At 65.9% G+C, this 14,538-nt stretch carries 13 protein-coding genes; 6 read left to right on the top strand and 7 right to left on the bottom strand.

The genetic code is table 11. From position 1 onward, the window contains the following. Window positions 1–102: 102 nt before the first annotated feature. Both C3E77_RS03525 and C3E77_RS03520 read left to right on the top strand, forming a co-directional pair. The gene (locus C3E77_RS03525; protein ID WP_108393008.1) at window positions 103–1,674 is read left to right on the top strand and encodes an acyl-CoA carboxylase subunit beta; all 1,572 of its coding nucleotides are present in this window, start codon (window positions 103–105) and stop codon (window positions 1,672–1,674) included. Further along, window positions 1,671–1,952: an acyl-CoA carboxylase subunit epsilon gene (locus tag C3E77_RS03520; protein WP_108390365.1), complete on the top strand. Its 282-nt coding sequence runs from the start codon at window positions 1,671–1,673 to the stop codon at window positions 1,950–1,952. Before C3E77_RS03525 ends, C3E77_RS03520 begins: the two co-directional genes overlap by 4 nt. A gap of 306 nt (window positions 1,953–2,258) precedes the next feature. Here the strand turns inward: C3E77_RS03520 and C3E77_RS03515 are convergent, their stop codons facing one another. Genes C3E77_RS03515 through C3E77_RS03500 form a run of 4 tightly spaced genes read right to left on the bottom strand, consistent with a single transcriptional unit; the run spans window position 2,259 to window position 6,542 of the window. Continuing rightward, window positions 2,259–3,272, bottom strand: coding sequence for a DUF8320 family protein (locus tag C3E77_RS03515; RefSeq protein ID WP_108390364.1), 1,014 nt, complete (start codon window positions 3,270–3,272; stop codon window positions 2,259–2,261). Continuing rightward, window positions 3,269–4,588 carry a sensor histidine kinase gene (locus C3E77_RS03510; RefSeq protein WP_146188079.1) on the bottom strand — a complete coding sequence of 440 codons (1,320 nt, stop codon included), beginning with the start codon at window positions 4,586–4,588 and terminating at the stop codon, window positions 3,269–3,271. The genes C3E77_RS03515 and C3E77_RS03510 overlap by 4 nt, the downstream gene beginning before the upstream one ends. Next, window positions 4,578–5,237 (bottom strand): response regulator transcription factor, encoded by a 660-nt coding sequence (locus C3E77_RS03505; RefSeq protein ID WP_257791019.1) that lies wholly within the window; start codon window positions 5,235–5,237, stop codon window positions 4,578–4,580. The genes C3E77_RS03510 and C3E77_RS03505 overlap by 11 nt, the downstream gene beginning before the upstream one ends. Before the next feature lie 33 nt (window positions 5,238–5,270). Further along, on the bottom strand, window positions 5,271–6,542 hold the full coding sequence (locus tag C3E77_RS03500) for a class I SAM-dependent RNA methyltransferase (protein WP_108390361.1): 1,272 nt from the start codon (window positions 6,540–6,542) through the stop codon (window positions 5,271–5,273). A 14-nt stretch (window positions 6,543–6,556) separates the two neighbouring features. Between C3E77_RS03500 and C3E77_RS03495 the strand changes: the two genes are divergently transcribed. Both C3E77_RS03495 and C3E77_RS03490 read left to right on the top strand, forming a co-directional pair. Further along, a complete protein-coding gene (locus C3E77_RS03495; protein WP_108390360.1) occupies window positions 6,557–7,258 on the top strand; it encodes a Maf family protein in 702 nt (233 codons plus the stop codon). A 198-nt stretch (window positions 7,259–7,456) separates the two neighbouring features. Next, window positions 7,457–9,223: an acetyl/propionyl/methylcrotonyl-CoA carboxylase subunit alpha gene (locus tag C3E77_RS03490; RefSeq protein ID WP_108390359.1), complete on the top strand. Its 1,767-nt coding sequence runs from the start codon at window positions 7,457–7,459 to the stop codon at window positions 9,221–9,223. Window positions 9,224–9,628: 405 nt separating this feature from the next. Here C3E77_RS03490 and C3E77_RS03485 read toward each other — a convergent pair whose 3' ends face one another. After that, entirely contained in the window at window positions 9,629–11,065 is a 1,437-nt protein-coding gene (locus tag C3E77_RS03485; RefSeq protein ID WP_108390358.1) for an NAD(P)H-quinone dehydrogenase, read from the bottom strand. Window positions 11,066–11,214: 149 nt separating this feature from the next. Between C3E77_RS03485 and C3E77_RS03480 the strand changes: the two genes are divergently transcribed. Next, window positions 11,215–12,048, top strand: coding sequence for a purine-nucleoside phosphorylase (locus tag C3E77_RS03480; protein ID WP_108390357.1), 834 nt, complete (start codon window positions 11,215–11,217; stop codon window positions 12,046–12,048). Beyond that, window positions 12,048–13,757, top strand: a complete 1,710-nt coding sequence (locus C3E77_RS03475) for a phospho-sugar mutase (protein ID WP_108390356.1) — start codon at window positions 12,048–12,050, stop codon at window positions 13,755–13,757. Before C3E77_RS03480 ends, C3E77_RS03475 begins: the two co-directional genes overlap by 1 nt. A 29-nt stretch (window positions 13,758–13,786) precedes the next feature. Here the strand turns inward: C3E77_RS03475 and C3E77_RS03470 are convergent, their stop codons facing one another. Both C3E77_RS03470 and C3E77_RS03465 read right to left on the bottom strand, forming a co-directional pair. Further along, window positions 13,787–14,059, bottom strand: a complete 273-nt coding sequence (locus C3E77_RS03470) for a PTS sugar transporter subunit IIB (RefSeq protein WP_108390355.1) — start codon at window positions 14,057–14,059, stop codon at window positions 13,787–13,789. After that, window positions 14,056–14,514 carry a PTS sugar transporter subunit IIA gene (locus C3E77_RS03465; protein WP_108390354.1) on the bottom strand — a complete coding sequence of 153 codons (459 nt, stop codon included), beginning with the start codon at window positions 14,512–14,514 and terminating at the stop codon, window positions 14,056–14,058. Before C3E77_RS03465 ends, C3E77_RS03470 begins: the two co-directional genes overlap by 4 nt. Between the last annotated feature and the right edge of the window lie 24 nt (window positions 14,515–14,538).

Raw genomic sequence — 14,538 nt, 5'->3', positions numbered from 1 at the left:
GGCTCTGTAGACAATCACCAACGGTATGGCCCTATCCGTGCACAGTAGAGTGAAAGAGTGACCGAAGACGCAGCAAAGTTCGACGATTCCGACGCCCCAGACATGTACACAACGGCAGGCAAACTGGCCGACCTCAAGCGCCGATACCACGAAGCAGTGACGGCGTCAGGTGAGGCCGCCATCGCCAAGCAACACGCCAAGGGCAAGATGACCGCCCGCGAGCGGATCACCGAGTTGCTCGACCAGGGCAGCTTCGTGGAACTCGACGAGTTCGTTCGCCACCGCACCCACGCCTTCGGGATGGAGAAGTCCCGGCCATACGGTGACGCCGTCGTCACGGGAACGGGAACCATCCACGGTCGCCAGGTGGCCGTGTACTCGCAGGACTTCACGATCTTCGGCGGTTCGCTCGGCGAGGTCGCCGGCGAGAAGATCATCAAGATCATGGACCACGCGATCAAGACCGGCGTACCGATCATCGGCATGCTGGATTCCGGCGGGGCCAGGATCCAGGAGGGCGTCGTCGCCCTCGGCAAGTACGGCGAGATCTTCCGGCGCAACACGGCGGCATCCGGCGTCATCCCGCAGATTTCCATCATCATGGGCCCAGCCGCCGGTGGCGCCGTCTACTCCCCCGCGCTCACCGACTTCGTGATCATGGTCGACAAGACCAGCCAGATGTTCGTCACGGGCCCCGACGTCATCAAGACGGTGACCGGCGAAGACGTCGGCATGGAAGACCTCGGCGGCGCGCTCACGCACAACACCCGGTCGGGTGTCGCCCACTACCTCGCGAGCGACGAGTCAGACGCCCTCGACTACGCCCGCACCCTCGTCGGTTTCCTCCCGGACAACAACCTCGCTGAACTCCCCGAGTACGAGAGCGAGGTCGAGCTCGAGACAACGGATGCCGACCGCAAGCTGAATACCGTCATCCCCGATTCCCCGAACCAGCCGTATGACGTAAAGACCGTCATCGAGCACGTCGTCGACCACGGCGACTTCCTCGAGGTCCAGCCGTTGTTCGCGCCGAACATCGTCATCGGCTTCGCTCGGGTCGAAGGCCGCACGGTCGGAATCATCGCCAACCAGCCCAACGCGATGGCGGGCACCCTCAACATCGAGGCCGGTGAGAAGGCTGCACGATTCGTGCGCTTCTGCGATGCATTCAGCATCCCGATCCTCACGCTCGTCGATGTTCCCGGTTACCTGCCGGGAACCGACCAGGAGTGGACCGGCGTCATCCGCCGAGGCGCGAAGCTGCTCTATGCATACGCCGAGGCCACGGTGCCGCTCGTTACCGTCATCCTGCGCAAGGCATACGGCGGCGCATACATCGTCATGGGTTCGAAGCAGCTGGGTGCAGACATCAACCTGGCCTGGCCGACAGCGGAGATCGCCGTCATGGGCGGCCAGGGTGCCGTCAACATCCTTTACCGCGGTGAGATCAAGCGGGCCGAAGCTGCGGGTGAAGACGTCGCTGCCGTACGCACCAGGCTCGCGAACGAGTACACCTACAACGTCGCGAGCCCCTTCCTCGCTGCCGAACGCGGTGAACTCGACGGAGTCATCGAACCGGCGGCGACGCGTGTCGCCGTGATCAAGGCTCTTCGTTCGCTCAAGGGCAAGCGAGCGAGTCTGCCGCCCAAGAAGCACGGGAACATCCCCCTGTGACCGACGACGGCACGCGCGCGGGCCGCCGCGACCGGGCGGCACGGGAATCGAGCGCTTTCTCCACCGACATCGGCAGCGAACTCGGCCTCAACGTGCGCATCGAGCGCGGGTCACCGACCCCGACCGAAATCGCGGCGGTGACAGCGGTACTGAGCGCCGCTGTTGTTGAGGAACTTGCGAAGGCACCCGAACAGACCGCGGCGCCGTCGGACTGGCAGCTCTCGCAGCGTTCGATGCAGGACGAGCGCTCGTTCCGCCCTGGACGGCACGTCAGGTAACCACCGGCTCGACACAGTGCGCCCTGAGGGCCCGGCGTGTCCCCCAAAGAGCCGACTGGTGGCGGCATCCGAAGCACTGCACAATGAATAACGCAGGTGTCTCTCCATTCTTGAGAGTTACACCACCAGATAGGTCGCCGAACTAGGGTATTGGCGGGTATTTGGGGGCGGGTCAGGTCGCTATTCGGGTTAGCGCCCTGACCCGGGGCTTCAGAAGGACCGGCTCGGAAGAGCCGGTCCTTCTTCTGTTAACCCGGCCGCCTGGTTACGCGCGATTCCGCCTGAGGTGGCGGATGCCGCACGCATTCAGCGCGCGTCGGCAGACACCGACCGCGGGATCTCGAGAAAGAGGCGGACTGAATCGCCCGGTTCCGCGGGGTCGGTCGACGGCCCAAGCGCGACGAGCGTCACAGCCACCCCGGTGTCAGCGGGCGCCGTACGGATGATCATCCTGGTCGCCTCTGTGGCGTCGATGGCGTCCGCGACACGATTGAGGATCGCCTCGAGCTCAGTTTCGGGGAGGTCGTCGATCGTGCCCTCGTCGAGCATGGAGACGGTCATCCCCCGTCGACGTGCCGCGTCGACGCTCTCGCGAACCCGCGAGTTCAGCAGCCGCCTGCCGCGGATCTCATCCCGAAGACCAGCTTCGATGACACGGCTCTCCATGCGCTGCTCTTCGCTCAACTCACCGCCGGAGAGAATGATCTCCCGAAGCATCGGGAGGGCGCGCACCGCTGTCTGCTCGAGCCGCCGGCGACGTTCGCCCTGGTGGGCGTCCTGCGCCGCCTGCCATTTTGCGCTCTCGCGTTCCGCGACCGCGAGGTTCTCGGCGTCACGCGAAACTTTCACGAGCGACCTCGTGAGAACGCTCGCGACGATGACCCACATGATGCTTCCTGTCACGCCGATTTCAACGCTCGTGCCGATGCCGCACCACAGCACCGACTGGACGGTGAGGAAGAGCACCCCGATCCAGCCGATGAGCTCCTGCCGTCGAACAACGGCGATGGTCATGAGCGTCCCGATCGCGGCGACGTGCCAGGTTGCGTAGCCGTTGTTGACCTGCGGGTTGAGTTCGCTCGTCACGAGCAGCGGTACGCTCACCGCTGTGGCGAGGTCAAGCGCCGCGAGCCAGCCCGGCATGGCCGTCGGGCTCGTCGGCCACAGGCTCAACACCGTCGCGACGAGATAGAGCGCCATGGCAGCGATACTCGGCCATGGTGAATCCGCCTGCCCCAGCGTCATCAGGCCCCGAACGACGTGATAGAGCGAGAAGGCTGCGGCGAGGGCGAGCATCACCCAGCGGTTCAGTGAAATCACAGCGACGCACCCTCCGTTGCTCGGGCTTCTGCAGGCGTCCAGCGAATGCTGATCGTCGTACCTTCGCCGGGAGTGGAGTCGAGCTCGACCGAGCCGCCCACAGCGACAACCCGTTCGATGATCGACACGCGAAGACCCAGCCGGTTCGGATCGATGGTGAGCCTGTCGAACCCGACACCGTCATCGGAGATGTCGATGGCGACGCCGTCTGAGTCACACACGGCAACGACGATCCGCCGGTGCACCTCGGCAGCGGCTGCCCCACCAGCGGCATGCTGGGCGCTGTTTGCCATCGCCTGCGTCGCGGCGAGGTAGAGGTTCTGCGCAACGGGGTACGGGATCGCGAGGTCGGTCCCCGGATCGATGACCACGTCGAACCTCGTGTCAAGGGCGGCGGCGTATGCCTCGAGACCGCTGACCAGGCTCTGCAGCGATGCCGTCTCTCCGACGTCGGACAGCGGGTCGTCGAGGGTCGCGAGTCGCTTGATCGCGTCACTGGCCATCGAGACCGCGAGGGAGGCCTCCTCTGGCCGCCGCGCGCGATCGGCAGCCTGAAGTGAGGCGAGCACCGTGTCGTGCACCAGCGCGTCGACCTGGATGCGTTCGAGTTCACGCGCGTGCTGCCGCACCGCGTCGTCGTACCTCGCAAAAGCTGCGGAACGCGCCTGGTCGACGCGCCGGGCGGCGTGGCGGAAGGTCATGATGAGCGCGAAGATCACGAGGCCGATCATCGAGCCGTAGAGAGCATTCTGCAGCGCGACCTCGGCGCGGATGATCTGCCCGGTACTGTCGATCACTCCGGTGATGCCGTAGACAGCGGGCGTCACGACAATGTATATGACCGCGAGAACCGGCCGGAACGCCTGGGCGGCCGCCGCACAGGCAATCGCACAGAGGTACCAGGTCCACGGCTCGGCAGGGTTGGGGGCGTCGACCCCGGCGGTTGCGACCGGCCAGTAGGCAATCGCGCCGAGGTAGAGCAGGGCGAATGCTGTATTGGCGATGCGCTGGAGCCTGGGGCTGAACCACAGCAGAATGACGGCGCCGAGAGTTCCGAAAAGCACGCAGACGTACACACTCCCGAGAACGCCGGGCACGACCACCCCTGCACCCAGCGCGATACTCAGTGTTTGAGCACCGAAGACGAGTCCGATGACGCCGATCGAGGTCGCGATGAGCCTTTCGATCCGCACGAGGCTGAATCGAGAGTCGGTGATCGTACGGTTGAGCGTGCTGCGGTCGAGACCGTCGAGCACGGCACCGCGAGGTACCGGTGAGAAAAGCGGTCCTGGACTGCCCGCTGGCTCAGTTGTCATCGCCGGTATTGAGCTCGGGCAGGATCCCATCCTCGACGGCCCTGCGCAACAGGTCGACCTTCGTGGGGGCGGGGCGTCCGATCTCCACGTACTTGCCGCGGATTCGGTCGAGGTACTCCTTCACGGTGGACTGGGCAATACCCAGCTGAACCGCGACGTCCTTCATCGGCAGACCGGACGCATACAGGTGCAGGACGTCGCGCTCCCGGCGGCCGAGCTGCGCCCGGGAGAAGTCGCCGTCCGCGTCGATCGCGCTCGCCCACTCGAGGTTGTTGAGCGCCTCGCCACTCGCGACGGTTTCGATCGCGGCGACAACGGCATCCGTCGGCGCCGACTTCGGGATCACGCCGGCAGCACCAGCGGCGAGCGCCTCACGAACCGATGCGACACGGTCGGCGATCGAGTGGATGAGGACCGCGGATCCTGACCCGTGAACGGCGCGGACGTTGTCGGTGATGTTACTGCCGTCGCCGAGGTTCAGGTCAAGAACGACGACGTCGCACGGGACACCGTTGGACTGCTCGAGGAACTCGCCGACCGTCGATGCACTGTGTTCAACGGTGTGCCCGGCGGACTCGCACACGGCTCGAAGGCCCATCCGGACCGACTCGTGATCGTCTATAACGGCTATGCGCAACGGAGGTGCCAATCCTTGGAAGTACGGAAAACCAGTGGGTCGAGCTTAGTCCCGCGTGAGCAGTGCGACCGACTCGATGTGGTGGGTGTGCGGGAAGAGGTCGAAAGCCCGCAGGGCGGTGAGCGAATAGCCCTGAGCGGCAAACAAGCCGATGTCACGGGCGAGCGCGACGGGGTCACACGCGACGTACACCAGCTGCGCGGGACGGAGCTCGGCGAGGCTCGCAACGACCTCCTTGCCCGCACCCGCGCGGGGCGGGTCGAGCACGACGGTGGCGGCTTCGAGCCGTGCGCGGTCAGCGGCGCTCGAGTTCGCCACGAGACCGCGGAGGTACGCGTCCACGCGCGCCGTGATGCTCTGGGCGCCGATCCAGTCCGAGAGGTTCTCCGACGCGTGATCGGTTGCCCGTGCGGACGACTCGACGCTGGTGATGCGGGTGGTGCTGCCGAATTTGTCACCGATGGCCGCTGCGAGCAATCCGACGCCGCCGTAGAGGTCGAGGTTGGCCGCGCGCGGGTCAAAGAGTGCCTCGTCGACCGTTGACTGCACAACGTCGGTGAGCAGCTGGGCCGCCGAACGGTGCACCTGCCAGAATCCACCCTCATCGAGGACGAACTCGCGGTCGCCGACCCGCTCGACGATGGTCTGCTCGCGCCTGTTCGCGGGGCTCACACCCTTTTTGGCTGGCTCGCGGACCACGACCCGCGCGGTCCCGGTGCTGCTCGGCGCGATGATGTCGACCGACTCGGCACCCTTGAACAGCTGGTCAAGCGGCGCGGCGGATGCCACGGCGTCGACAGCGAGCGGAAGGTCACCGACCGGAATGACCCGGTGGCTGCGTGCGGCGTATGGGCCGACCGTGCCGTCTGCATCGACGTGGAGGCTGACCCGGGTGCGCCAGGCAAGGCCCTCGCGCTCGTCATCTCCGGGCGCAGCCTCGACTTGGACATCGCTCTCGACGCCGGCGAAGCGCTGAAGCGAGTCGGTGAGCACCTGGCGCTTGAGTTCGCGCTGGTGCGAGAGTTCGATGTGGCCGAATTCTGCCCCGCCGGCGCGGTCTGCGGGATCGACGTCGATCGACGACGACGCCCAGACATGCGCCTGCCGGTGTGGCGACGCCTCAAGGACCTCGACCGTTTCCGCGCGCCAGAAGCTTTTCTTTGAACTCTCGGTGATCCGCGCCCGTACCCGCTCGCCGGGGAGGGTGTCTGCGACAAAGATCACGCGGCCCTCAAGGCGGGCTACGAACACACCCCCGTGGGCTACGTTTGTTATCTCAAGCTCGACATCTGCTGGGTTGTTCGACTGCGCATTCACCTATGAATCGTCCCATGGATGAACACACCCCGCACACTCGCGTGAGCGTCACCCACCCAGAAACCGCAGGAGTAGCCGTGCAGTTGTACCTCGCTTCCACCTCTCCGGCCCGGCTGATGCTGCTCAGGCAGAGCGGAATCGAGCCGGTGATTGTGCCGTCGGATGTCGATGAAGATGCCGCGGTCGCCGTTGCGTCAAAACGGGGTGCGCTGTCGCCAGAGGACACGGTGCTGCTGCTCGCCAAAGCCAAGGCCGAAGCGGTCGCCGCGGTCAACCCGGAGTTCGACGGCCTCATCCTCGGCGGAGATTCAGTCTTCGTCGTTGACGATGTCATCTACGGCAAACCTCACACACCCGAGATTGCGCTCGAGCGGTGGCGCAACCAGCGTGGAGCGACAGGACGGCTGCACTCAGGACACTGGCTGATCGAACAGCGACCGGGTGCCGAGCCACGCGGCGTCGGTGCCGTTGCGCATGCGGATGTCACGTTTGCCTCCGACATCACCGACGGGGAGCTGGAGGCGTATATCGCCACCGGGGAACCGCTCTTCGTCGCCGGCGCGTTCACAATCGACAGCCTCGGTGCCGCGTTCATCGACACGATCTCCGGTGATCCGTCCACGGTCGTCGGCCTCTCGCTGCCCACCCTGCGACGCCTGGTGCGGGAGCTCGGCCACGACTGGACCTCGCTGTGGAACAGGGACGGCGCGCTTTAGGCAGGGTCCACGGCATCCGCGGTCACCGCGTCCGTCTGGCATCCCGTCACCGCGCCAACCGCATTCTCCGTGACGGAACCTGCGAGCGCCGGCCTTTGTAGGATTCCCTGCTTTTGTAGGCATCGCCAGTGCTTCTCGGTGCATTTTTGTGTGCACCAACCAAATCACCCGGGCGGTTCGCACTTAGGCTAGGGAACTGTGTCGCGTATTACGAAGGTTCTCATTGCCAACAGGGGCGAAATCGCCGTTCGAGTTATTCGCGCAGCGCGCGACGCCGGGCTCGGCTCGGTTGCCGTCTACGCGGACCAGGACCGCGACTCACTCCATGTGACGCTCGCGGATGAGGCATACGCCCTCGACGGCACGACGAGCGCGGACACCTACCTCGTCATCGACAAGATCCTGTCGATTGCTCGCCGCTCCGGCGCCGACGCCATCCACCCCGGCTACGGCTTCCTCGCTGAGAACGCGGACTTCGCACGCGCCGTGATCGGCGCAGGCATCACCTGGATCGGTCCGTCACCCGAGGCCATCGAGCAGCTCGGCGACAAGGTATCCGCTCGGCACATCGCGCAGAAAGTCGGCGCGCCTCTCGCGCCCGGCACGCTCAACCCGGTCTCCGGCGCAGACGAGGTACTCGCGTTCGTCGAAGAGCACGGCCTCCCCGTCGCGATCAAGGCGGCGTTCGGCGGCGGCGGTCGCGGTCTCAAGGTCGCCCGCGAACTCTCCGAGGTCGCCGAGGCGTTCGATTCGGCCACCCGCGAAGCGATCTCCGCGTTCGGCAGGGGCGAGTGCTTCGTCGAAAAATACCTCGACCAGCCACGCCACGTCGAGACCCAGTGCCTGGCTGATGTCGACGGCAACGTCGTCGTCGTTTCGACCCGTGACTGCTCGCTGCAGCGCAGGCACCAGAAGCTCGTCGAAGAAGCACCGGCCCCCTTCCTGAGCGACGAACAGAACGATCTGCTCTACTCTGCGTCGAAGGCGATCCTCAAGGAGGTCGGCTACGTCGGAGCGGGAACCTGCGAGTTCCTCATCGGCAAGGACGGCACTGTGTCATTCCTCGAGGTGAACACCCGCCTGCAGGTCGAGCACCCCGTCTCCGAGGAGATCACGGGCATCGACCTCGTTCGCGAGCAGTTCCGCCTCGCGGAGGGCGGCATCCTCGACTACGACGACCCACAGCCGCTCGGGCACTCGATCGAGTTCCGCATCAACGGTGAAGACCCCGGTCGCGGGTTCCTCCCCCAGCCCGGCCCCATCCACGTCTTCAAGACCTTCGGCGGCCCCGGCATCCGCCTCGACTCTGGTGTCACGGCAGGAGACGAGATCTCCGGCGCGTTCGACTCCCTCCTCGGCAAGATCATCGTCACGGGCAAGGACCGCACGGAGGCCCTCGAACGGTCACGGCGCGCTCTTGACGAGTTCGAGGTCGCCGGCCTGCCGACGGTGATCCCGTTCCACAGGAAGATCGTCCGCGACCCCGCATTCACCGCGGAGAACGGCACGTTCGGCGTCTACACCCGCTGGATCGAGACCGAGTTCGTCAACGACATCGAGCCCTGGAACGGCGAGCTCGACGCATCGCGTCCGTCAGCCACGCGTCACAATGTCGTCGTCGAGGTCGAGGGCAAGCGCATCGAGGTGAGCCTGCCGACGAGTCTCATCCCCGCTTCCGGAAACGGCCGCCGGCTCACAACTGCTCCCCGCCGCAACTCAGGTGCGGGCACCGTGAGCTCCGCGACGGGCGACTCGGTGGCATCACCGATGCAGGCAACGATCATCAAGCTGGCGGTCGAGGCCGGACAGCGCGTCGTGAAGGGTGACCTCGTCGTCGTCCTCGAGGCGATGAAGATGGAACAGCCCATCATCGCCCACAAGGACGGAACCGTCGGCGACATCAGCGCAGCGGTCGGCACGACGGTGTCGAGCGGCCACCAGCTCCTCACGATCTCCGACGCGTAGCCACCGGCCTTCGGGGGCAAGCCCTGGCCTTTGCGTCGCAGCCGTCGTCACCGTTGTCCCAGAATTGCGCCATCACAGAAGCAGGTGAACTGGCCTGGTTCACGTGCTTGTGCGTCGACCGAACCGACGGGGGCGGCTTCGCGGAGGACGCCATCCGTCTCCGCGCGGCGATCCCTCCCCTGCGTCGACAGAAAAGGTCGAACGGCCGCGTGCTCGGCCACAAAAGGTCGCCCTTCGTCACGAACTCCCGCCGTTTGCGACCGAGCAACAGCGCGACCAGCCGTTTGCGACCGAGCAACAGCGGACGCGTGCATCTTCACGACGGATGCCATTCGGCTCTCCACGCGACACAGCAGCCGACAGAGAACGAACACAGCAGCGCGCGCAGCAGCCGACAGAGCGAACCTAGTGGACGATGTGCATCGCCTTGGCGGCATCCGTGATGCTGCCAGACAGCGACGGGTACACGGCGAACGCACGCGCGATTTCATCGACGTTGAGCCTGTGCTCCACGGCGATGGCGAGCGGGAAGATCAGCTCGCTCGCGTTCGGCGCAACGATGACGCCACCGATGACCGTGCCGCTCCCGGTGCGGGCGAACAGCTTGACGAAGCCGTCCTTGATGCCCTGCATCTTCGCGCGCGGGTTCCGCGACAGCGGAAGTTTGTAGATTTCACCCTGGGCGAGGCCCTCTTCGATCTGCTTCTGGGTCCAGCCGACCGTGGCGATCTCGGGCTGGGTGAAGATGTTCGCGGCGACGTTGCGCAGCTCGGTGGGGTTCACCGCGTCACCCATGGCATGGAAGATCGCCGCACGGCCCTGCATGGAAGCGACGGAGGCCAGCGGCATGAAGTTGGTGCAGTCACCGGCGGCGTAGATGTTCGGAACGCTGGTTCGGGCGACCCGGTTGACCCGGATGTAGCCTGCCTCGTTCATTTGCACGCCGGCCTCTTCGAGTCCAATGCCCGCCGTATTGGGAATGGCGCCGACGGCCATGAGGCAGTGGCTTCCCTCGACGGTGCGCCCGTCGGAGAGCGTCGCGACCACACCGTTCTCGGTGCGGACGACACTCTCCGCCCGGGACTTGTTGAGCACCGTCATACCGTTGCGCTTGAACACCTTCTCGATAACGGCGGCCGCATCGACGTCTTCACCCGGGAGCACCTGGTCACGGCTGGAGATGAGGGTGACTTCGGAGCCGAGCGCCCGGTATGCCGAAGCGAACTCGGCGCCGGTGACGCCTGAGCCGACAACGATGAGGTGCTCAGGGGATGCCTTGAGGTTGTAGAGCTGGGTCCAGCTGAGGATGCGCTCACCGTCAGGCATCGCCGACGGCAACTGGCGGGGGCTTCCGCCGACCGAGACGACGATCGTGTCGGCTTCGATCCGGTCGAAGTCGGTGCCGCGGCCGCCGCCCTCGGTCGAGACGATGATGGCGTCACGGCCATCGAGGCGCCCGTCTCCCTGCACGATGCGGACGCCCGCCTGCTCGAGGTTGGCGCGCATGTCTTCCGACTGCTGGCGGGAGAGGCTCAAAAGGCGCTTGTTCACGGCGGCGAGGTTGACCGTCACCTCAGGCTTCACGGCCTTACCAGCGTCGTTCCTGCTGAAGAACTGCACGCCGAGGTCGCTTGCGCTGCGTACCGCGTTTGTGGCCTCTGCGGTCGCGATGAGGCTCTTCGACGGCACAACGTCGGTGATCACAGCTGCGCCGCCGACGCCGGTGCGCTCAATCAGCGTGACGTCTGCGCCAAGCTGGGCTCCCGCCATTGCGGCGTCGTATCCGCCTGGCCCTCCTCCGAGTACAGCGATCCGTTGTTTGCGCTCGAACTCGTAGGTCATTGCACCATTCTCTCAGGTGAGCGGGGCCAGCCAAAACCTGTGCACCACCCCGACGTGGTGGAGCTCCCGCCGCCTGCTCATTCGCGCGAAGGCGAGCGGCATCGGGTGGATGCGACGACGGCGCAGGTTGCGGCGAATAGGATGGCGGAATGTCAGAATCCTCAGTGAACCCGCTCGACGACCCGAGCGCGAACCCCTTCGATATCGCAGCGACGGCCGCAGCGGAAATCGCCGTAGCGACAGGCGTCGCCCAGCACGATATCGCCCTGACCCTCGGCTCCGGCTGGGGCAAAGCCGCCGACCTGCTCGGAGAAACCGTTGCGACGATCCCCGCCGATGAGATCACCGGGTTCTCGAAGCCGGCTCTCGACGGCCACGTCGGCACGCTCCGCTCGATCCTGCTCGAGAACGGAAAACGCGCCCTCGTCATCGGCGCACGCACCCACTACTACGAGGGCCACGGCGTTCGCCGGGTCGTACACAGCGTCCGCACCGCAGCGGCGACCGGCGTAACGACCATGATCCTCACCAACGGCGCCGGCGGAATCAAGGAGACCTGGACGCCGGGCACCCCGGTGCTGATCAGCGACCACATCAACCTCACGGCCGACTCGCCCCTCGAGGGCGCGACCTTCGTCGACCTCACCGACCTGTACTCGTCCGGGCTCCGCGACCTGGCACGTACCATCGACGCCGACCTCGACGAGGGCGTCTACTGCCAGTTCCGCGGCCCGCACTACGAGACCCCCGCAGAGGTACAGATGGCGAAGGCCATCGGCGGCCACATCGTCGGGATGTCGACCGCGCTCGAGGCAATCGCCGCACGCCAGGTCGGCCTCGAAATCCTCGGCATGTCACTCATCACCAACCTGGCCGCCGGCATCCAGAAGACGCCGCTCAGCCACGAAGAGGTGATCGAGGCCGGCCGCAATGCCGAGCAGCGCATCTCTGGCCTCCTCGCCAGGATCGTGGCTGCGATCTGATGGCCGAGATCGAAACGACGGATGCCGCCGGCACCGTCAGCACAGATGTCACAACCATCGCCCGTGCCTGGCTTGCGCAGGACCCCGACCCGGAAACCCGGGCCGAGCTCGAGGCGCTGCTCGACGCGGCTGAGGCCGGCTCCGCGGAGGCGATCGCCGACCTGCACAGCCGGTTCGACTCGAGGCTCGCCTTCGGTACCGCCGGACTTCGCGGTCGCATCGAGGCTGGATCTGCCCGAATGAACCGCGTCCTTGTGTCTCAGGCGGCCGCCGGCCTTGCCGCGTACCTCCTCGAGCGCGAGGCACAGCCCAGCGTTGTGATCGGATACGACGGCCGCAAGAATTCAGCGGTGTTCGCTCGCGACACCGCCGAAATCATGGCGGGTGCCGGCGTCCGCGCCGTTCTCCTTCCGCGTCTCCTGCCGACGCCCGTCCTCGCATTCGCCGTCCGGCATCTGGACGCTTCGGCCGGCGTCATGGTCACGGCAAGCCACAATCCGCCGGCAGACAACGGCTACAAGGTTTACCTCGGCCGGGAGGACGACGGATCGCAGATCGTCTCGCCGACCGACGCAGAGATCGCCGCACACATCACCCGGGTCGCGGCCGAACAAAACGTGCTCGAACTGCCGCGCAGCGACGAATTCGAAACCGCCGGCGAGGATCTGCTCGACGCCTATGTTGACGCCACGGCGCGCGTGATGACGACCTCGCCGGTCGAACTCTCCGTTGTGTATACGGCGATGCACGGGGTCGGCTGGGAGACGTTCTCCCGTGTCGCAGAGAAGGCGGGACTCGTGCCAGCCATTCCCGTTGCTGAGCAGCAGTTCCCCGACGCAGCGTTCCCCACAGTCTCGTTCCCCAACCCGGAGGAACCCGGCGCGCTCGACCTGGCATACGCCAAAGCCCGCGAGGTCGGAGCTGAGCTCATCGTCGCCAACGACCCCGACGCCGACCGGCTCTCCATCGCAATTCCCGACGACTCGCGGGATGAGGGATACCGCCAGCTCTCGGGCAACGAGGTGGGATGGCTGCTCGGCTGGCGCGCGGCCAGGAAGAATGCTGCCACCGGAACCAACGACGGAGCACTGGCGTGCTCGATCGTCTCCTCCCCCGCCCTCCGGGTTGTAGCTCGCGAATACGGGCTCGAATTCTCTGAGACCCTCACCGGATTCAAGTGGGTGTCGCGAGTACCGAACCTCATCTTCGGCTATGAGGAAGCGCTCGGCTATCTCGTCAACCCGGAAACGGTCCGTGACAAGGACGGCATCTCGGCGGCAATCGACTTCCTGGCGCTGGCGAGCGAAGCGAAAGCGGCCGGCGGGACCATTGCCGGCATGCTCGACGACTTCGCCGAGAAGTTCGGCTACTTCGCGAGCGACCAGCTGTCGCTGCGGGTCACTGACCTCGCGGACATCTCGACGATCATGGCGTACCTCAGGGCCGAACCGCTCCAGCAGCTCGGCGGCGTGAAGGTCGATGAGATCGACGACCTCATCACCGGGTTCGGCAGGCTGCCCGCAACCGATGCGCTCAGGTTCGTCCTCGCGGACGGGTCACGTGTGATGGCGCGACCGAGCGGCACCGAACCGAAAATCAAGTTCTATCTCGACGTCAAGCGTCCGAACTCGGAGCGGTCAGAGGCATCAGGCGTCCTCGCGGCGATCAAGGCAGACCTGGCCGAGGTGGCCAGGCGCGCCACGGCCTGAGCCAACGACGGTCTGCTCGGCAGGGCGCTCTAACCGAGTGCCTTGTCGAGCTTCTGCTCGAGCTCCTCGAGGTCGAAGTAGTTCTGGATGACGACGATGTCGGCGAAAGTCTTGCCGATGTGCTCGACCAGTTCCGGCGAGGTGAGGATGACCTGCGCTGTCGCTGCCGACGTGGCGATGCTTGCGATGTCGGATGCCGTGACATCCGCCTGGATGCCGAGCCGTTCAAGCACCCGCTCAGCGTTCACTTTCAGAATGCCCGACGTTCCAACGCCGGCTCCACAGATCGCGACGATCTTCATGCGGCTTCCTCCTGGCTAGCTCCGAGGACCGCGCGCACGGCGTCTGCCGTGGTTGCGGCGGCGACGGCGGGAATCGCTGACGCATCGTTGAAGACGTTGGCGAGCGCAGCGACGCTCGTCACGTGGCTTTCCGGAGTTGTCACCGCGAGGCCGAGAATGACGTTGACCGGGTCGTTGTGCGGGTGCCCGAAAGCGACGGGTTCAGCGAGGGTGACGACCGCGAGGCCCTCCCGGCGAACGTCGGCGCCCGGCCGTGCGTGCGCGAGCGCGAGACCGGGAGCGATGACGATGTATGCCCCGAACTCCTCGATCACATCGATCATGCGATCCGTATAGCCGGGCTGGGTGACCCCGCTCTTCACGAGGGCATCTCCGGTGATCCGGATGGCCTCACGCCAGTCGTGGGCGACCCGGCCGAGTTCGACCGCTGAGTCAGGCAGTGGGGGCAGTGTCATCGTTGGCTCGTTCGTTCGGCGGTG

It is taken from the genome of Mycetocola zhujimingii, from assembly GCF_003065425.1.
GTDB classification, from domain to species: domain Bacteria; phylum Actinomycetota; class Actinomycetes; order Actinomycetales; family Microbacteriaceae; genus Mycetocola_A; species Mycetocola_A zhujimingii.
Note: the sequence above shows the minus strand (reverse complement) of the source record. Positions and strands in the feature narration are given on the sequence as shown.